This window comes from Anaerococcus sp. Marseille-Q7828 (assembly GCF_949769285.1).
In the GTDB taxonomy this organism is placed as follows: domain Bacteria; phylum Bacillota; class Clostridia; order Tissierellales; family Peptoniphilaceae; genus Anaerococcus.
In genome coordinates this window covers 1,690,283-1,708,833 of sequence record NZ_OX458331.1, presented here as the reverse complement: position 1 = coordinate 1,708,833, position 18,551 = coordinate 1,690,283, and the positions used below count along the sequence as shown (strand labels likewise).

Annotated in this window: 17 protein-coding genes; 12 read left to right on the top strand and 5 right to left on the bottom strand. The window is 35.6% G+C overall.

The features are described from left to right. Window positions 1-9 precede the first annotated feature (9 nt). The 11 genes from QNH69_RS08180 (at window position 10) to QNH69_RS08130 (ending at window position 13,597) form a co-directional block, all read left to right on the top strand. Window positions 10-1,389: a solute carrier family 23 protein gene (locus QNH69_RS08180; protein WP_282929992.1), complete on the top strand. Its 1,380-nt coding sequence runs from the start codon at window positions 10-12 to the stop codon at window positions 1,387-1,389. A 62-nt stretch (window positions 1,390-1,451) separates the two neighbouring features. After that, window positions 1,452-2,825, top strand: coding sequence for a solute carrier family 23 protein (locus QNH69_RS08175; RefSeq protein WP_282929991.1), 1,374 nt, complete (start codon window positions 1,452-1,454; stop codon window positions 2,823-2,825). 63 nt (window positions 2,826-2,888) lie between these two features. Further along, window positions 2,889-5,183, top strand: coding sequence for a xanthine dehydrogenase subunit XdhA (gene xdhA, locus QNH69_RS08170; RefSeq protein ID WP_282929990.1), 2,295 nt, complete (start codon window positions 2,889-2,891; stop codon window positions 5,181-5,183). 11 nt (window positions 5,184-5,194) lie between these two features. Continuing rightward, entirely contained in the window at window positions 5,195-6,079 is an 885-nt protein-coding gene (gene xdhB / locus QNH69_RS08165; RefSeq protein WP_282929989.1) for a xanthine dehydrogenase subunit XdhB, read from the top strand. Further along, window positions 6,072-6,683 (top strand): xanthine dehydrogenase subunit XdhC, encoded by a 612-nt coding sequence (xdhC, locus tag QNH69_RS08160; RefSeq protein WP_282929988.1) that lies wholly within the window; start codon window positions 6,072-6,074, stop codon window positions 6,681-6,683. Before xdhB ends, xdhC begins: the two co-directional genes overlap by 8 nt. A gap of 67 nt (window positions 6,684-6,750) precedes the next feature. Continuing rightward, window positions 6,751-8,118, top strand: a complete 1,368-nt coding sequence (gene hydA / locus QNH69_RS08155; protein ID WP_282929987.1) for a dihydropyrimidinase — start codon at window positions 6,751-6,753, stop codon at window positions 8,116-8,118. Window positions 8,119-8,126: 8 nt separating this feature from the next. After that, window positions 8,127-10,766, top strand: a complete 2,640-nt coding sequence (gene xdh / locus QNH69_RS08150; protein ID WP_282929986.1) for a selenium-dependent xanthine dehydrogenase — start codon at window positions 8,127-8,129, stop codon at window positions 10,764-10,766. Then, window positions 10,750-11,448, top strand: coding sequence for a selenium cofactor biosynthesis protein YqeC (gene yqeC, locus QNH69_RS08145; RefSeq protein WP_282929985.1), 699 nt, complete (start codon window positions 10,750-10,752; stop codon window positions 11,446-11,448). Before xdh ends, yqeC begins: the two co-directional genes overlap by 17 nt. Further along, window positions 11,438-12,007 (top strand): nucleotidyltransferase family protein, encoded by a 570-nt coding sequence (locus tag QNH69_RS08140; protein WP_282929984.1) that lies wholly within the window; start codon window positions 11,438-11,440, stop codon window positions 12,005-12,007. The genes yqeC and QNH69_RS08140 overlap by 11 nt, the downstream gene beginning before the upstream one ends. Continuing rightward, complete coding sequence (gene yqeB / locus QNH69_RS08135; RefSeq protein ID WP_282929983.1) at window positions 12,000-12,803, top strand: selenium-dependent molybdenum cofactor biosynthesis protein YqeB; 804 nt, start codon at window positions 12,000-12,002, stop codon at window positions 12,801-12,803. The genes QNH69_RS08140 and yqeB overlap by 8 nt, the downstream gene beginning before the upstream one ends. Beyond that, window positions 12,800-13,597 (top strand): XdhC/CoxI family protein, encoded by a 798-nt coding sequence (locus tag QNH69_RS08130; protein ID WP_282929982.1) that lies wholly within the window; start codon window positions 12,800-12,802, stop codon window positions 13,595-13,597. Before yqeB ends, QNH69_RS08130 begins: the two co-directional genes overlap by 4 nt. Before the next feature lie 38 nt (window positions 13,598-13,635). On the opposite strand, the gene QNH69_RS08125 is transcribed toward QNH69_RS08130, so the two are convergent. The 4 genes from QNH69_RS08125 to selD are packed head-to-tail and all read right to left on the bottom strand — an operon-like array spanning window position 13,636 to window position 16,646. Continuing rightward, window positions 13,636-14,772, bottom strand: a complete 1,137-nt coding sequence (locus QNH69_RS08125; protein ID WP_282929981.1) for an aminotransferase class V-fold PLP-dependent enzyme — start codon at window positions 14,770-14,772, stop codon at window positions 13,636-13,638. Beyond that, window positions 14,762-15,025 (bottom strand): DUF3343 domain-containing protein, encoded by a 264-nt coding sequence (locus tag QNH69_RS08120; RefSeq protein WP_282929980.1) that lies wholly within the window; start codon window positions 15,023-15,025, stop codon window positions 14,762-14,764. Before QNH69_RS08120 ends, QNH69_RS08125 begins: the two co-directional genes overlap by 11 nt. Next, window positions 15,019-15,621 (bottom strand): sulfurtransferase-like selenium metabolism protein YedF, encoded by a 603-nt coding sequence (gene yedF / locus QNH69_RS08115; protein WP_282929979.1) that lies wholly within the window; start codon window positions 15,619-15,621, stop codon window positions 15,019-15,021. The genes QNH69_RS08120 and yedF overlap by 7 nt, the downstream gene beginning before the upstream one ends. An 11-nt stretch (window positions 15,622-15,632) precedes the next feature. Continuing rightward, the gene (gene selD / locus QNH69_RS08110) at window positions 15,633-16,646 is read right to left on the bottom strand and encodes a selenide, water dikinase SelD (protein WP_282929978.1); all 1,014 of its coding nucleotides are present in this window, start codon (window positions 16,644-16,646) and stop codon (window positions 15,633-15,635) included. Window positions 16,647-16,766: 120 nt separating this feature from the next. On the opposite strand from selD, the gene QNH69_RS08105 reads away from it, so the two are divergent. Then, window positions 16,767-17,291: a thermonuclease family protein gene (locus QNH69_RS08105; protein WP_282929977.1), complete on the top strand. Its 525-nt coding sequence runs from the start codon at window positions 16,767-16,769 to the stop codon at window positions 17,289-17,291. Between the two features lie 302 nt (window positions 17,292-17,593). On the opposite strand, the gene QNH69_RS08100 is transcribed toward QNH69_RS08105, so the two are convergent. Further along, window positions 17,594-18,508, bottom strand: a complete 915-nt coding sequence (locus QNH69_RS08100) for a neutral zinc metallopeptidase (RefSeq protein WP_282929976.1) — start codon at window positions 18,506-18,508, stop codon at window positions 17,594-17,596. Window positions 18,509-18,551 lie beyond the last annotated feature (43 nt).

Genomic DNA, 18,551 nt, shown 5'->3' with positions numbered 1-18,551 from the left:
GGAAGAATTATGGAAAATGATAACAAACAAGTGTCAGTTAACACATCGCTGTTTGATGTTGATGGCAAGCCAGAGTTTAAAAAAGCTTTTCCAATAGCCTTGCAACATTTGCTTGCAATGATAGTTGGAAACACACTTCCATCAATAGTACTGACTAACACATTAAAGGACACACCTTACGCCCTAACACCTGAACAATCGATATATCTTATCCAAGCAGGTATGTTTGTGGCAGCCCTGGCAACTTTCTTGCAATTATATCCAATTGTTAAGCTTGGACTTGGTTCAAGACTTCCAATGATAATGGGAACATCCTTTGCTTACATACCTGTAATTGTATCTGTTGCCGTTAAATACGGTATCGGTGCAGTTTTTGCAGCACAAATTATTGGTGGTATTGTTGCGTTTTTAGTCGGAATGAATATCAAACGACTCTATAAGTATTTTCCGCCTATGGTATCGGGTACAGTAGTTTTGACTATTGGTCTATCCTTATATTCGGTAGCACTAAACTACATGGCAGGGGGAAATGGTAACCCTAATCAAGGAAATATGGAATACTGGATTGTAGCTGTAATCACTCTTGCTATAGTTTTGATTTGTAATATGTTTGGTAAGGGAATTATAAAATTATCTGCAATTTTAATAGGTATTATTGGTGGTTATATAGCTTCATTATTTTTTGATATTGTAAATTTTGAACCTCTAGCAAACGCAGCATGGTTCACAGTACCACAAATAATGCCATTCTCATTAGAATTCCATTGGGATGCTTGTCTTACAATGGCTGTGATGTTCACAGTAAACTCCATCCAAGCAGTTGGTGACTTCTCTTCTACAACAGCAGGTGGTATGAACAGACAACCAACAGAAGAAGAGCTTGAGGGCGGTATTAAGGCTTATGGTCTAGTAAATATGATTTCTTCCTTTATAGGTGGTCTTCCAACAGCTTCTTACAGCCAAAATGTTGGTATTGTTAGTTTGACAAAAGTTGTTTCAAGAGCAGTTTTAAAAATAACTGCTATAATGATCCTTATAGCTGGATTTATACCAAAATTTGGAGCATTGATGCTCTCAGTTCCACAAGCTGTAATAGGTGGAGCTACAGTTACAGTATTTGCTCAAATAACCATGAGTGGTATGAGACTTATCACTTCTGATGAAATGAGCTCTAGAAACGTTACAATTACAGGACTTGCTATAGCTCTTGGTATGGGTATTACTCAATTAAATCCAACAGCTTTAGAAAAATTCCCAGAATGGTTTAGAATGGTCTTTACTTCTTCACCAGTAGTACTTGCTACGCTTATTGTATTTTTACTAAATATAATATTGCCAAAGAAAACAATAGCTGAAGAAGAACAAGAAAGACGAGAAATGGATAAATAAAACTTAACATAGGCCACCTGATTTAAGGTGGCCACATTATCTTTAATAAAAGGGAGTCAGAGATGTCAGATACATATAATAACTTATTTAAATACGAAGCCGCAGTTTCTAATAAGGAATCTTTTCCATTGGCCCTACAACACGTAATAGCAATGATTGCAGGTTGTATAGCACCTCCAATAATTCTTGCCACTGCCATAGGCCTATCAGCTGAAGATTCTACTATATTGGTGCAAATGGCACTAATAAGCTCTGCTTTAACAACACTCTTGATGCTATATCCAATAGGTAAAATAGGCTCTCGTCTCCCTATGATTTATGGTGTTAGTTTTGCTTATATTCCAACAATGCTAGCCTTAGGCGGCCAATACCAAGATTTAGGTCCTAAAAACATTATAGCTATAATACTAGGGTCCCAATTAATAGGGGCTATCGCTTCTATAGTATTTGGTTATGGACTAAAATACATACTTCCATATTTCCCACCACTAGTATCAGGGACAGTAGTTTTGTGCATAGGTCTATCCTTATATCCTGTTGCTATCCAAAATATGGGTGGCGGAGGAGACCTAACCATGGCAGGCTGGGGATCTTGGCAATATTGGTTAGTAGCAGTTATTACACTCATAGCAAATATTGGTTTTACACATTTTGGTAAAGGATTTTCCAAACTAGCCTCAGTCTTGCTTGCAATGATTGTAGGTTACATAGTTTCATTTTTCTTTAAGATGGTTGATTTATCATCAGTAAGCACAGCACCAATGTTTTCACTAATTAAGCCAATGCACTTTGGTATAAAGTTTAATGGATCAGCAATAGCTTCATTTGTAATTATCTTTATAGTAACAGCCATAGAAGGCATAGGAGATATGAGCTCTACAACCATTGGTGGCATGGATAGGGTTCCAACTGAGAAAGAACTTCGAGGTGGCATCATAGGTTTTGGTGTTGCAAACATAATAGGAACACTAATTGGAACACTACCAACAGCTACATTTTCTCAAAACGCAGGCATTGTTTCAATTAACAAAGTGATAAATAAAAAAGTATTTACACAGGCTGCTATAATAATTCTAGTAGCAGGACTCTTCCCAAAACTTTCAGCGTTTTTAACATCAATACCAGCGCCGGTAATTGGCGGAGCAACCCTTTCTATTTTTGCTGCAATTACTATGAATGGTATCCGCATGATTGCTAACCAACCACTTACACTTAGAAACACTTCTATAGTTGGAGTATCTGTAGCTATAGGCTTTGGTTTTACAACCGTAGTTACAGCTGCTAATGCAGCAGGCGTATCATTTATGCCAAATAGCCTCGAAGTTGCAATAGGTGCTTCTCCAGTAGTTCTAGCTGCTATTTCTGCAGTACTTATGAACATAATAATCCCAGAAAAAGAAGAAGATAAACAAACTGGTGAAAGCTTAATTGGATAAAGATTTTATGTTATAATAAAAATACATAAATCGCTTACAAAGGATTTTAGGAAAGGAAAACTGATGTACGTAGGAGAAAGCGTTAAAAGAGTTGATGCTTTTGATAAGGTAACAGGTAGGGCAAAATTTACCGAAGATCTTATCCCAAAAGAAGCATATGCAAGCAAAATTATCCATTCGAAAATTGCTCACGGTAGAGTTAAAGAGATAGATACAAGTGAGGCTATGAAAGTTCCTGGTGTAGTGAAAATTGTCACTTGTTTTGATGTGCCAAAACATACATTTCCAACAGCTGGCCACCCGTGGTCAACTGAAAAAGAACACCAAGATATAGCGGATAGGAAACTTTTAAATGAACACGTAAGATATATTGGCGATGAAATTGCTGTTGTTATAGGCCTTGATGAAGTAGCTTGCTTAGAAGCTAGTAAGCGTATCAAAGTAAGCTATGAAGAGTATGATGCTCACTTTGATGTCTTTGACTCAATGGAAAATTCCAAAGTCCTTATCCATGATGAGAACCCGAATAATATATTAAAACATACTACAAATATAAGAGGTGATTTTGATGAGGCTATCAAAGAAGAGGGTCTTATCAAAGTAGAGGGCTGGTATGATACTCCTGTAGTTCAACACGCCCACCTAGAAAATCCAGATGTCTATGCATACGAAGAGGCAGGAAAAATCGTGGTAGTAGCATCTACTCAGTTACCTCATATTGTAAGGAGAGTAATTGGTCAAGCCCTTGGTATAGGTTGGGGAAAGATAAAACTAGTTAAACCATACATAGGCGGAGGTTTTGGCAACAAACAAGACGCACTTTACGAACCACTTTGTGCATTTTTGACAACACAAGTAGGGGGTCATCCGGTAAAAATACTCCCAAGTCGTGAAGAAACTTTCGTATCAACAAGAACTAGACACTCTATCAAATTTCATATAGTTTCCTATGTAAGGAAAGATGGAACATTTGCAGCAAGAGAGATGCAAATGTACTCAAATAATGGTGGATACGCTTCACATGGACACTCTATAGCATCCAAAGGTCTAAATTGCTTCCACCAATTATATCCTTGTGATAATATAAAAGCTGAAGCTTATACTGTTTATACAAACCTACCAGCTGCAGGAGCTATGCGAGGTTATGGTATACCTCAAGCTATGTTTGCCTACGAGGCCCACCATGACGATATAGCAAAGGCTCTTGGAGTAGACCCACTAGAATTAAAATATAATAATGTTATGCCACAAGGTTATGTGGATCCTTTCTCACACAACGAAAACTATTACGATTCATTCAGACAATGCCTAGACTTAGGTGCTGAAAAAATGGATTATTGGAAGAAGAAGGAAGCATACAAGGACCAAAGTGGAGATGTAAGACGTGGAGTAGGATGTGCAGTCTACTGGTATAACACGGGAGTTTATCCTATATCCCTTGAGACATCTTCTTGTAGGATGATAGTTGCTGAAGATGGTTCTGTAAGTCTTCAATTAGCAGAAACAGAAATTGGCCAAGGTGCTGATACAGTATTTACTCAAATGGCTGCAGATGCCCTAGGAATGAATATAAAAGATATCCATATCATAAGTACTCAGGATACTGATGTTGCTCCATTTGGGCAAGGTGCATACGCATCTCGTCAAACATATATGGCAAGTTTTGCTATCACAAAAACTGCCCATGAATTAAAAGAAAAAATACTAAACCAAGCCTACCTACAAACAAGGATTACCCCAGCAAACTTAGATCTTGTAGATAGTAAGATTATTAGAACAACAGATGGTAGAGTCCTCCTCACAATGGAAGAGCTTGCCACAGAATCTTTATATACTCTTAAGGAAAATGCCCAACACCTTACAGCTGAGACAACTCATACAGTTAGAACCAATGCATATTCTTTTGGTGCTAGCTTTGCTGAAGTTGAAGTTGACATTCCTCTTGGCAAAGTGAAAGTCATAAAACTTATTAATATCCATGATGCTGGTAGAATTATAAACCCACAACTAGCTGAAGCTCAAGCCCATGGTGGTATGTCTATGGCTTTAGGTTATGCTTTGACAGAAGAATTAAAATACTCTGAAGGCGGAGCAACCCTAAATGATAACCTATTAGATTATAAACTTTCTACAACAACTGATACACCTGATATGGAAGTATATTTCATAGAAAATCATGAACCAGCAAGTCCTTTCCAAACTAAATCTTTGGGAGAGCCACCAACTTGTTCACCAGCTCCAGCTATAAGAAATGCAGTCTTAAATGCGACTGGAATTTCTTTTAACAAATTACCATTAACTCCTCATTTATTAATTCCAACTTTCAAAGAAGAGGGATTGATAGATAACGACTTATAGGAGGGACATTTATGTATGATATAAAAAGTATAGATGAAGCTTATACAGTAAAAGAAGCCATAGATAAACTAAAAGAAGACCCTGAGCTTAGGATTATTGCAGGTGGAACCGATGTTTTAGTAAAGATAAGAGATGGAAAGATGTCCGATAGCAAACTCTTATCCATTCACTACATTGATGAGCTAAGAAAAATTGAACTTTTAGAAGATGAATCTATCAAGATTGGAGCCTTAAATACATTTACAAAAATTGCTGAAGATCCAATCATAAAAGAAAGAGTCCCACAATTAGCAAAGGCAGTTCTTACTGCAGGTGGACCACAGCTTAGAAATGCAGCAACCATTGGTGGAAATGTATGTAATGCAGCACCATCAGCTGATAGCGCTCCTTGCTTATTCACCCTTGATGCAATAGTTATGATAGCAGGTCCAGAGGGGCAAAGAGAAGTGCCTATAACAGAATTCTATATATCTTTTGGCCAAGTTGACCTAAAAGAGGGTGAATTTGTAACAGGATTTAGAATAACTAAAGAAAATTATGACTCATACCTTGGTTACTACTACAAATATGCCATGAGAAATGCTATGGACATTGCAACAAGCTCATGTGCAGTAAATGTTAAGCTAAATGATGATTTAACAATTGAAGAAATAAAGGCTTGCTATGGTGTAGCAGCATCTACTCCAGTAAGAGTATATGGAGCAGAAAAAGCATATAAAGGCAAGGAATTAAACGACGAAAACATAAAAGGTTTTGCAAAACTGGCCCTAGAAGAGCTATGTCCAAGAGATTCTTGGAGGGCCTCAAAAGAGATGAGAATCCAAGTCTTATATGAAATTTGTGTCAGAAGTTTAAAAGAGTGCTTAGAAAAAAAGAAAGGACTAATCAATGCATAGTAGAGAATATGGTCCATTTGCACCTAAAGAAGTTGAATTAACTTATCAAAAACCAGAGTTTAAAAAAATATCTTGCACCATCAATGGCATACCAGTAGAAAAAATGGTAGACAAAAGAGCGTCTCTTACAGACTTTTTGAGAAAAGATATGGGTCTTACATCTGTAAAAAAAGGGTGTGAAGTTGGAGAGTGTGGAGCTTGCTCAGTCCTTATAGATGGTAAAAGCGTTGATTCTTGCTTATACTTAGCAATATGGGCTGATGGCAAAGACCTATGGACAACTGAGGGTCTTATGGCAAGTGATGGATCGATTTCTATAATCCAACAAGCTTTTATAGACCATGCAGCAGTACAATGTGGATTTTGTACACCAGGCTTTATTATTACAGCAACAGAAATAGTTCAAAGAGGCAAAAGATACTCGAGAGATGAACTAAAGGTATTACTTGCTGGAAATATGTGTCGTTGTACAGGCTATGAAAATATTTTTAGGGCTGTTGAAGATGCTATTGAAGTTGAAATAGCAAGCAGAAACCTAGACCTTGAAACCGATAAGGCTATTGAAGAAGACAACAGATACCACGATCCACAAATTAAAGATTAATAATTAGCACTCTTAGTTGAGTGCTTAATCTTGAAAATGGGTAATATATTACATATCAGGAGGAATTATGTCACTACTGATTAAAAACGCAAAACTTAATTCAAATGAAAATTTATCAGATATTTTTATAAAAGATGGCAAGATTAGTCAAATTGGTAAAAATTTATCTTGTGAAGCTGATAAGATAATAGATGCAAAAGATAAGGTCATAACACCAGGAGGAGTTGATGTTCATACTCACTTTTCTCTTGACTTAGGTAAGTTTATATCAATTGACGATTTTTATACAGGAACTAGGGCAGCAAGCTTTGGGGGAACAACTTCAATAGTTGATCACATTGCCTTTGGGGAAAAGGATTCCTTGGTATCTGATATGATTGATAAATATCACAAGATGGCTCATGGACATGCTGTAATTGACTACTCTTTTCACGGTGCCATCCAAAATGCAAGTGAAAAGATTTTAGAAGAAATGTATGAGCTTTACAAAAAAGGTATTGTATCAACCAAAATCTATACAACCTATGGCGGTAAGCTGGATGACGATAGTATATTAAAAATCCTAAAAAAGGCCAAAGAAACAGGAACGGTTGTTTGTGTTCATTGTGAAAATGATGGGATGATAAAAGAACTTCGCGATGAAGAAAAGATAAAAGGAAATCTTGATCCAATCTATCATGCAAAGACAAGACCTGCTGAGTCAGAAGCAGAAGCAATAAACCGTCTGATTTACCTTAGTGAAGTTGCAGGATATCCAAAACTTTATATTGTTCATACTTCAACAAAGCTTGGAGTAGATGAGATTAGAAGGGCCAGATCAAGGGGAGTTGAAAACTTATATTGCGAGACCTGTACCCAATACTTGACCTACAGTGAAGAAAAGTATCTAGAAGGGGGCAATGCAGAAGGAGTCAAATACATATGCGCTCCACCACTTAGGAAAAAAGAAGACGTGGAAGGTCTATGGGAAGCTATAGAAGATGGGATAGTAGATGTAATAGCAACTGACCATTGCCCATTTTTCTACGAATCGGAGAAACTGCCATATAAGGATAATTTCTTTGATGCTCCTGGTGGAATTCCAGGTGTTGAGGAGAGGATGGAAGTGGTATTGACCCAAGGTCTCAAAAGGGGCATTGGCCTAGATAGACTCATTGATCTACTTTGTAAAAATCCTGCTAGAATATTTGGCCTTGCTTACAAAAAAGGATCAATTGAAATTGGAAAAGATGCAGATATAGCTATATTTGATAAAAAATCATATACAATTAGCCAAGAAAATAGACACTCAGCTTGTGATTATACAACTTATGAAGGATTTGAGACTGCTTATAAATTAAACACCCTAATCTTTAAAGGAGATGTCCTTTTAGATCCGGATGGATACTATTGCAAAGAAGGTATGGGAGAATTTATTGAAAGAAAATTTGTTTAGGAGAAATGATGGCGAATATTTTAATTGGAAAAAAAATAGAAAATCAATCACCATTTATTGTAAATATAAATAACAAGACATACGAAACCTATGAAGACAAGACTCTCTTAAGATTTCTTAGGGACGATTTACATATAACAAGTGTCAAAGATGGTTGTTCCCAGGGAGCTTGTGGTACTTGCACTGTTATAGTTGATGATAAAAGATATCCAGCTTGTACACAAAAACTATCCAAACTTAAGGATAAAGAAGTTTTAACCATAGAGGGTTTAAGTGATAAAGAAAAAAATGCCTTTGTCTATGCCTTTGGCAAAGTTGGAGCTGTCCAATGTGGTTTCTGTACACCAGGTATGGTTATGAGTGGGATGGCTATTATCAAAAACAATCCAAATCCTAGTCGTGAAGAAATTGCAAATGGAATCAAATCAAATATTTGTAGGTGTACAGGTTATGTAAAGATCATCGAAGGCATAAAGCTTGCTTCTGAAATATTAAGTGGCAAAATCTCAATTGAAAAGGAAGATAAGGATTTATATAAAGTCGGAGATAAGATGATTAGGATCGATGCTCACGATAAAGTCCTAGGTATCGGTGAATACGTAGACGATATGCAAGTTGATGACCTAAACTATGCATCTGCTATTAGAAGTAAGTATCCTCGTGCTAAAATACTAAAAATCGATTACACAAAAGCACTTGAAGTTCCAGGAGTTATAGGTGTTTTAACAGCAGAAGATGTTCCAAACAACAAGGTTGGACATATCCAACAAGACTGGGATGTTTTCATAGCTGAGGGTGATATTACAAGAAGCCAAGGTGATGCAATTTGCTTAGTAGTTGCAGAAAACGAAAAAGCTTTAGCTGAAGGAAAGAAACTTGTTGAAATCGAATACGAAGAGCTACCTACAGTTTCTTCAATAGAAGAAGCAGAAGCTCCAGATGCACCACTTATCCACTCAACAGGAAACTTATGTCAAGAAAGACACGTATCTCGCGGTGATGCGGATGCTGCCTTTGAAAAATGTGCTTATGTAGTAGAAGAAGAATACTCCACACCATTTACTGAACATGCATTTTTAGAGCCAGAATGTGCTATAGGCGAACCATACAAAAATGGTGTAAAACTATATACAACTGACCAATCAGTCTACGATACTAGGAAAGAAACACTAATAATGTTTGGCTGGCAAGATGAACCTGATAGAGTTGTTGTAGAAAACAAACTTATTGGCGGTGGTTTTGGAGGTAAAGAAGACGTATCTGTCCAACACCTTGCAGCTCTTGCAGCCTACAAATATCAAAGAAAAATTAAGATTAAATTATCAAGGGATGATTCTCTTAAATTCCATCCAAAACGTCATGCTATGAAGGCTAAATTTAAACTTGGGTGTGACGAAGAAGGAAATTTCCTTGCCATGCAAGCAACAATCAAAATGGACACAGGAGCCTATGCATCACTTTGTGGACCGGTATTAGAACGTGCTTGTACTCACTCTGTAGGACCATATCACTATGAAAATACAAAAATTGATGGATATGGATACTACACAAACAACCCACCTGCAGGAGCCTTTAGAGGATTTGGTGTTTGCCAATCAAACTTTGCGTTAGAAAGTAACATTAACCTATTAGCTGAAAAAGCAGGTCTTGACCCATTTGAGATTAGATATAAGAACGCCATCAGACCTGGTGAAGTCTTACCAAATGGTCAAATAGCAGATTCATCGACAGCCCTAATTGAAACTCTTGATGCAATAAAAGATAAATATTATGCTAACAAGGATCGTGCTGGTATAGCTTGTGCTATGAAAAATGCTGGTGTTGGTGTAGGTCTTCCTGATAAAGGCAGGGCAAAACTTGTTGTAAATGGAGATAGAGTAGAACTTTACTGTGCTGCAAGTGACCTTGGCCAAGGTGCACAAACAGTATTTGCACAAATGGTAGCAGATGTGCTAGATTTGCCATTAAATAAGATTGATATAATGCAACCTAATTCTGAAAACTCACCAGATTCTGGTACATCTTCAGGATCTCGTCAAACCCTGATATCTGGAGAAGCTATTAAAAAAGTTTCAGAAAAATTAAAGGCTGATATGGATAAAGACGGCCTTGAAAACCTAGATGGCAATGAATATTTCCACGAATATTTTGATCCAACAGACCCATTAAATTCTGACAAAGAAAATCCAAAATCCCATATTGCCTATGGTTTTTCAACAAACCTGGTAATATTAAATGATGATGGATCCATCAGATCAATTGATGCAGCCTTTGATGCTGGTAAGGTAATTAACCCACTTGCTATCGAAGGACAAATCGAAGGTGGAGTTGTGATGGGACTTGGTTATGCCCTTACCGAAGATTTCAAACTTGATAGGTCAGTAGTAAAGGCTAAATACGGTACTCTTGGCCTATGGAGAGCACCTATGGTTCCAGAAATCAATCCAATCTTAGTAAGCAAGCCAGACGATGAACTACTTGATAGGGCATTTGGTGCCAAAGGTGTTGGCGAGATAGCAACAATACCAATAGCAGCGGCCACCCAAGGAGCCTATTATGTACTTGATGGTGATTTAAGACGTGATTTCCCAATGAGAGATACTTTCTACAGCAAGCCAAAAAAGGAATTCAATGGAAAAACTAAGTGACATTTTTCAAATAAAAGAAAATGATGTAATTTCTATTACAGGCACAGGGGGTAAGACTACTTTGATGTTTAGTCTTGCCCAAGCTTTATCGAAAAATGGACCAGTACTTTTAACAACGTCAACCAAGATAAGAGTTCCTGATAATGGTTTTGATAAGCTTTATAAATCATTTGAAGACTATAAAAAGCCAGATAGTAATGAAATAATCGTTCTAGGAGACTTTATAAGTGAGAAAAACAAGCTTAAATCAGTGGGCTATGATAATCTTAAAAATATAATAAAGGACTTTGCCTATGTACTTATAGAAGCAGATGGTTCTCGCAATCTTCCACTTAAATTTTGGCACGATTATGAGCCAGTAATTTACGATTTTTCCACCAAAGTAATAGGAGTTTTTTCGATCAAAGTTTACGATAAAATTCCAAGCTCTGACTTTATTTATAACTATGAAAACTATGTAAAATATATTGGAAATGATGTCATAGATTACAAAACATTTAACAATCTCATATCATATGAAAAAGGCTTATTTAAAGGGTTTACTAAAGATAAGTTTGTTTTTATTAACCAAGTGGAAAGTAAAGCTGAAATAAATCAAGCACGTACTATCATAAAGCACGATAAGTCGGGTATTAAAATAGTATATGGATCAGTAAAAAAGGAGAAATTTTATGAAAATTAATGCAATACTTATGGCATCTGGTCTCTCTACAAGGATGGGTGAAAATAAGTTATTTTTAGACTTTAAAGACAAAAAAATATACCAACATACCTTGGACTTATTAAAAGAGCTTGATTTAAACAAGGTAATAGTAGTATCAAGTTATGATAAAATCCTAAAAGAAGCAGAAGAAATGGGATTTGTTTCCATACTTAATGAAGATAATGAAGTTGGCAAATCATCTTCTATAAAACTTGGTGTGAGAGAATGTGATGATGAAGCCATGATGTTTTTTGTAGCTGACCAACCTCTATTGACTATTGAAACTTGCAACAAACTAATAGATGCCTATAAAGAAAAAGAACTTATCACCTATCCTGTTGTAAATGATAGGCGTGGGGCACCAGTAATTTTCCCAAATTCCTACAAAGATGGACTATATAATCTTGAAGGAGACCAGGGAGGTATGATTTTAGCTTACAAGCAAGAAGTAAATAAGGTTGAGATAAGAGACGAAAGCGAGCTTCTTGATATTGACACTGTTAAGGCTTACGAAGATATGAAGGAAAAGTATGAATAAAAATCTAATAATTGTAAGAGGTGGAGGAGATGTTGCAACAGGAACTATCCAAAAGCTAAATAGAGTTGGATTTGATGTTTTAGTTTTAGAGATAGATAAACCAACTTGTATTAGAAGAAATGTTGCTGTAGGGCAAGCTATTTATGATGGCGAAATTCAAATTGAAGATATCAAGGCAGTAAGATGTGACAATATAGATGATATAGAAACAGCCTTTGAAAACTCAAATGTTGCAGTAACAGTCGACCCAGAAGGGAAGTATATCAAAGAACTTCAACCCCTAGCTGTAGTAGATGGGATACTAGCAAAGAAAAATCTAGGTACAAGTAAGGATATGGCTCCAATTACAATAGGCCTAGGGCCAGGTTTTGAAGCAGGCATCGATGTTGATGTTGTTATAGAAACTAATAGGGGACATGATCTCGGTAGATTGATTTTTGAAGGCTTTGCTCAAGCAAATACAGGAAATCCAGGTAATATCAATGGATACACAAGAGAAAGAATCCTCAGAGCATCAGACGATGGTAAACTTCATATTATTAAAGACCTAGGATCCGTTGTAAAAAAGGGACAAGCTGTAGCTAGTGTCAATGGAAATGAAATACTTTCTGGTCTTGATGGCATGGTTCGTGGCATGATTAATGAAGGAACTGAAGTTTTTAAGGGAATGAAAATAGGAGATGTGGATCCTAGGGTTATACCAAGAAATGCCAATACTATATCCGATAAGGCAAGACTTATTGGTGGGGGTTCTCTTGAAGTAATTCTCATCATGAAAAAAAGGAAGAATCTATGAAGGCAGAGATTTTACAAGCAATTTATAAAGAAAATCAATTGGGAAGAGATGCTGCCCTATGCTTTTTGATTGAAAATAAGGGCTCTACTCCAGGTGAAGATAATTCAGTAATGGCAGTATTTTCTGATGGATCAATTCTTGGAACAGTCGGTGGTGGAGCTATAGAAAAAGATCTTATAAGAAGAACAATGGAAGGCATGAAAGAGGGAAATTCCTTTGAATTTGATTACAATCTTTCCAAAAATGGTGAACTTAAAATGTCTTGTGGTGGTAATTCCAGAGGTTATGTTAAATATTTTAAGTCAAGTAATAGACTTTTAATATTTGGTGCAGGTCACGTTTCTCAAAAACTTGCCAGGATTGCAAGCAAAACAGGATTTGATGTAAGTGTTGTTGATGATAGATCAGAATTCAAAAATTCTCCAGATTTTGCTGATATAAAAGAATATATTGCAGAAGATTTAAAATCAGCAACTGATAAAATAGATTTTGATGATAAGAAAACCTATATAGTCCTATGCAACAGGGGTCATTCCTATGATAAGGAAACTTTGGAATGTCTAGTTGATAAGGACTTTGCTTATCTAGGTATGATTGGTTCAAAAGCAAAAGTTATTGGCTTATTTGACCAGCTAAAAGCTGAGGGAATTGATGAAAAATTTTTAAATAGAATCTATACTCCTATAGGTCTAGACATTGATAATGGATCTGTAGAAGAGATTGCTATATCAATCATGGCTGAAATTCTTATGGTAAAAAATAATAAGGATGGAAAAATCCAAAAACTAAAGTAAAAAGCAAGGCTCTTTTAAATTTTTAGAGCCTTGCTATTTTAATATTTTTCTGCAATTCCCCATAATATCTTTATAGACTGATCAATTTCATCAATTGTATTAAAATATGAAAATGAAAATCTTACTATACCACATTTTTCAGTTCCAAAATGTTTGTGAATCAGAGGTGCGCAATGAGAAGCTGGCCTTGTCTGTATGTCATATTCTTCATCAAGTACCAAGGCAAGCTCATCTGAGGAGAAATTAGGCAAATTTAGAGATACTATTGGACTTATTAACCTTCCATCAGGCTTCTTGGAATATAATTTAATTTCTGGTATTTCTTCAACACCCTTATAAAATCTCCTTGTTAGATTTTCCAAATGCTTATAGATATTGTAAACGCCTATTTCATTTACAAACTGTATTCCATCTTTTAAGGCAATTTGGCTTATAAAATTTGCTGTTCCTACTTCAAATACTGTTGGGAAATCACTAGGATGGTCTTTTGCAAATGATTTTATCCCAGAACCACCGGAAAATACATTTTCAAATTCAAAATCTCCATTTTTAATAATTCCGCCAGTCCCACTAGGTCCATAGAGAGACTTATGGCCAGTAAAGGCAAAGAGTGCATTATCGTATCTAGAAATATCTATATCGATAAGACCAAGAGATTGGGCTAGATCAACTATCATGATAAGATTATTTGCTTTGGCAAAACTGTGGAGTCTATCCAAATCGTTTACATTGGCCAAGAGATTTGAAGCAGAATTAGTGACTATAAAGCTAGTGTTTTCTTTTAGTAAAGATGGGAGCTTTTCATATTCCAAGTCAAAGTTATCATCAAAGTCTAAAAAGGAAAGGTCTGCTCCAGTTTGGTAAAGGGGCCTAAGAACAGAATTATGCTCAGTAGTTGTCGTTATTAAATGATCATTTTCCTTTATTAGAGATTTGATAATAAAATTTAGGGCAAAGCTTGCATTTTCTGTAAATACTATATCAGATGGATTGTTTATATGGACCAATTTTGCTAGTTCTTTTTTACTTTCAAATATTGCCAACATTGTATTTTGAGACAAAGCATGGCCCGACCTAGAAGGATTGCCATATTTACCGCTAGTTATTGCGCAAGATAATTTCTCACCTACTTCTTTTGGTTTATGAATTGTTGTAGCTGCATTGTCAAAATACATATTCTTCTATAATCCTTTTCTTATTGGAATCTTTTTTTAGACTAAAAATCTTATCGAAATCACCTTCAACTAAGATATCTAATGCTTTTTTTAAATCATCTTCTCTTATCCTAAGTGCATAGCCACAGCCTGCATCAATCTCAGGTGGGAGGGGAATTAGTCTTGCTTTTTCAAAGTCTTTTACCTTGTCCAAGGCCTTTGCTGGGTCATTGAAATTTTCAAAAGAAAATAGGACAAAAGTTTCTTCTAGCATGGATTTACTAGGTGGTTAGATCTCATTATTTCAACAATCTTGTACATATTTGTTATCTCACCAACCTGAAGTTTTTCTTTGACTTCATAGTTTCCCAGGCAAAGACCGCATGATAGAATTTCAACTCCTCTTTCTTTTAAAGTTTTTAAATCTTCAACAGTTTTTTCGTTAAGTGTAGTTAAGTACACTCCTTTGTTGTAGAAAATTACCTTGCTTGGTAGTTGATCTTGTTCTGTTAGAGCGTAGATGAAGCCTTCAAGCAGACTTTTTGAAAATTCTTCGTCTCCATTTCCCATCTTATCATCAGATATTGCCACAACATATGAGCTATTAGTTTCAATAGATTGGTTTTCTGAACTAACTTGTTCTAAGCTTTCCTTAGTTTTGTGTAAACTTACTTTGTAAAATCCATCACTTACTTTTTCTACACTTGATTCGATTTTTAATTCCTTGGCCATCTTTGAAATATTTTGTGTTGCCACTTCATTATCTACTAAGATTTCAAAGTCTTTTTCATCTGGATTTTCAGCCATCATTTTTTTTGTTTCAATTACAGGAATTGGACAAACTTTACCGATACAATCTAAATTTTTCATCAATTTCTCCTTTATTTTACAATTATAGAATAAGATCTTTTCTTCTTTACTTGGCCTATTTGCCAAATATCAAGACCATTTTCCTTAAATTCATCTATTATTTTTTTAGCTTCATCACTACTTACTGCTACACATAGACCACCTGATGTTTGAGGATCGAACAATACTTCTTCCATGGCAAAATTGTCATTTATAAATTCAACTTTGCCATCTAGATAATTTCTATTATTTTGCCCACCAGCAGAATACAAAAATTCACCAGCTAGCTTTAGCGCGGGTTCTAGTATAGGTAGACTCTTAGAATCGATTATTATAGAAAAATCATCTCCAGCCATCTCAGATAAATGTCCTAAAAGACCAAATCCAGTAATATCAGTAGCTGCATGTATATCGTATTTAACAAATATATCTCTGGCATACTTATTTAAAGTTGTCATTTGCTCTATACACTTATCAAAATCAGCCTTACTCACCAATCCTTGTGCATAATTTGATGTTACAAGAGAAGTTCCAATTTTTTTGCTAAGCAAAATCACATCTTGATCTTTTGGAGTATTATTTTTCCAAATGTATTTTTTCTTAACTTTGCCAGTCACCGAAAGGCCATATTTGATAGTTTTGTCGTGGATAGAATGCCCACCAGTAAGAGAAGCCTTAGCCTCAGAAACCTTGTCGTTGCCGCCTTTTAGTATTTGTTTTAGGACATCATAATCTCCCTCTAAGGGAAAAGTTACTATGTTTAGGGCAGAAATAACTTCACCACCCATAGCATAAACGTCACTTAGGGCATTAGCAGCAGCAATCTGACCGAAAGTATATGGGTCTTCGACCATAGTTGGGAAGAAATCAAGAGTTTGAATTACACAATTTTCTCCGTCTATATCAATGACAGCTGCATCATCTTTTTTATCAAAACCGACCAGGATATCGTCGCGCTTATAAGGTTTTATATCATTTAACAATTTATCGAGATTTCCTGCAGCGATTTTTGCATTACAACCTCCACAAACTTCCAAAGAATTCATAAAGCCTCCTTATAAACATTATACGTTAAAAGTTTAATTATTTAAGAGTTTTAATCAAAGTATATCGATAAACTCTCTATAACTTTGATATAATAAATAAAAAGAGCAAAGGAGTGCGAAATGAGAAAATATATAAGTAAATTGATGATAATTATCATGCTATTTATACTATCAGCCTGTCAAATAGAAGATCAAAACGAAGACTCATATTATCAAACAGGGGAAGTGGAATGGATAGTTGATGGGGATACAGCTCATATTATAATCGATGGAGAAAAACAAAAAGTACGTTTTACAGGAATAAATACTCCTGAATATAATCCCCAAAAGGGAATCAGAGAACACTACGGAAAAGAAGCCTTCCACTACACAAAAGATATGATTAAAAACAAAACGGTTTACCTAGAAAAGGACATATCAAATACTGACAAACACGGCAGACTCCTAAGATATATATGGCTAGAAAAACCAGGAGATCCTACAAATCCCACAAAAGAAGAACTAGGAAAAATAAATCTAAATGGCAAATTGGTAAAAGAAGGCTATGCCTTTGCTGGAAACTATAAACCAGATGTTAAATACAAAGAAGTATTTGATGAATTTGAAAATTATGCCAAAGAAAATAATAAGGGAATGTGGAAATGACAATTAACAAGAACTTTTGGGCAAAAAAACAGGATGATAATGGATTATTTGATTGGTTGTATTTATATATTCATCTTATATTATAGATAGTTTCTCACACAATCGCTGGGGCAATCTTACCCAAATTTTTTATAATGGGTTCCAAAACACTATGGTCTCATTAAATTGAGGTTCTAAATAATTTTGAGTTATTTAAGAAAATATGTTGAAGTTTTGAATAAATTTCTGCTTATATAATCGGATTATTTTCGATAAAAAAGAATGCTAGCATAAACTTAACTAGCATTCATTTATTAATTCTATTACTGTATATTGTCAAAAAATGTCATAGAGTGTTTTATGTCGTGGTATTGATAGCCTAAGTCAAAGGCTTCTTTTCTTTGAGCTGATGAACCGTGGGTGAATGTGTCTACATTAACATTTCTTCCTGACATTTCTTGGATTCTATCGTCTCCAATGGCTGCTGCTGCATCCATTGCTTCTTCTATATCGCCTGGGTCAAGGTATCCACGTTCTTCTACATAGTAGGCAAATAGTCCGCCAAAATAATCTGCCTGTAGCTCTTGGGCTACTGAATACTTGTTGTATTCTTTTTTTGACAGAGTTTTTCTCAATTTATTTGTTTGGTCTAATATTCCTAGCTGTTTTTGTACGTGGTGACCGACTTCATGAGCCAATACATAAGCTAGAGCAAAGTCTCCACCAGTTCCAAACTGATTTTGAAGTTGATTGTAAAAGTCTACGTCTATATATATACTTTCATCAAGTGGACAATAAAATGGCCCCATATTTGATTGAGCTATGCCACAGGCTGACCTTGTTGATCCCTCATAAGGAACCATTGTTGGTTCAACATATTCTGCATCCATTTCGTTAAATATTTGGTGCCATACATCTTCAGTATCTTTTAGAACAACTGCAAGGAAATCTTCTAGCCTCGCGCGACCGGTACTCTCGCTGCTCATCTCTGTTTGGTATTGTCCTTTTTGTTGTGGTTGATTTTGATTAGTATTGTTAGAACCTGTTCCCATTCCACTTATACCTCTAAATATAAACATCAGTATAAGGAAAAATATTATGCCACCAAGTCCTCCTTTACCACCACGTGGTATAAAAATCGGTCCTCTGTAGCCTCGGTTACCCCCAAAACCACCGCCTCTATTTGCGCTAGGGCCTCTCCTAACATTGGAGCTACGCTCTCTATCTTCCCATTTCATACATTCCTCCATAATTCTTAATATTAAATTATTACCCAATTAC

What these genes read in the sequence shown, in the direction of transcription:
- QNH69_RS08180 (WP_282929992.1), top strand. Translation starts at nt 10, where the DNA reads ATGGAAAATGATAACAAACAAGTGTCAGTTAACACATCGCTGTTTGAT.
- QNH69_RS08175 (WP_282929991.1), top strand. Translation starts at nt 1,452, where the DNA reads ATGTCAGATACATATAATAACTTATTTAAATACGAAGCCGCAGTTTCT.
- xdhA (WP_282929990.1), top strand. Translation starts at nt 2,889, where the DNA reads ATGTACGTAGGAGAAAGCGTTAAAAGAGTTGATGCTTTTGATAAGGTA.
- xdhB (WP_282929989.1), top strand. Translation starts at nt 5,195, where the DNA reads ATGTATGATATAAAAAGTATAGATGAAGCTTATACAGTAAAAGAAGCC.
- xdhC (WP_282929988.1), top strand. Translation starts at nt 6,072, where the DNA reads ATGCATAGTAGAGAATATGGTCCATTTGCACCTAAAGAAGTTGAATTA.
- hydA (WP_282929987.1), top strand. Translation starts at nt 6,751, where the DNA reads ATGTCACTACTGATTAAAAACGCAAAACTTAATTCAAATGAAAATTTA.
- xdh (WP_282929986.1), top strand. Translation starts at nt 8,127, where the DNA reads ATGGCGAATATTTTAATTGGAAAAAAAATAGAAAATCAATCACCATTT.
- yqeC (WP_282929985.1), top strand. Translation starts at nt 10,750, where the DNA reads ATGGAAAAACTAAGTGACATTTTTCAAATAAAAGAAAATGATGTAATT.
- QNH69_RS08140 (WP_282929984.1), top strand. Translation starts at nt 11,438, where the DNA reads ATGAAAATTAATGCAATACTTATGGCATCTGGTCTCTCTACAAGGATG.
- yqeB (WP_282929983.1), top strand. Translation starts at nt 12,000, where the DNA reads ATGAATAAAAATCTAATAATTGTAAGAGGTGGAGGAGATGTTGCAACA.
- QNH69_RS08130 (WP_282929982.1), top strand. Translation starts at nt 12,800, where the DNA reads ATGAAGGCAGAGATTTTACAAGCAATTTATAAAGAAAATCAATTGGGA.
- QNH69_RS08125 (WP_282929981.1), bottom strand. Translation starts at nt 14,772, where the DNA reads ATGTATTTTGACAATGCAGCTACAACAATTCATAAACCAAAAGAAGTA.
- QNH69_RS08120 (WP_282929980.1), bottom strand. Translation starts at nt 15,025, where the DNA reads ATGCTAGAAGAAACTTTTGTCCTATTTTCTTTTGAAAATTTCAATGAC.
- yedF (WP_282929979.1), bottom strand. Translation starts at nt 15,621, where the DNA reads ATGAAAAATTTAGATTGTATCGGTAAAGTTTGTCCAATTCCTGTAATT.
- selD (WP_282929978.1), bottom strand. Translation starts at nt 16,646, where the DNA reads ATGAATTCTTTGGAAGTTTGTGGAGGTTGTAATGCAAAAATCGCTGCA.
- QNH69_RS08105 (WP_282929977.1), top strand. Translation starts at nt 16,767, where the DNA reads ATGAGAAAATATATAAGTAAATTGATGATAATTATCATGCTATTTATA.
- QNH69_RS08100 (WP_282929976.1), bottom strand. Translation starts at nt 18,508, where the DNA reads ATGAAATGGGAAGATAGAGAGCGTAGCTCCAATGTTAGGAGAGGCCCT.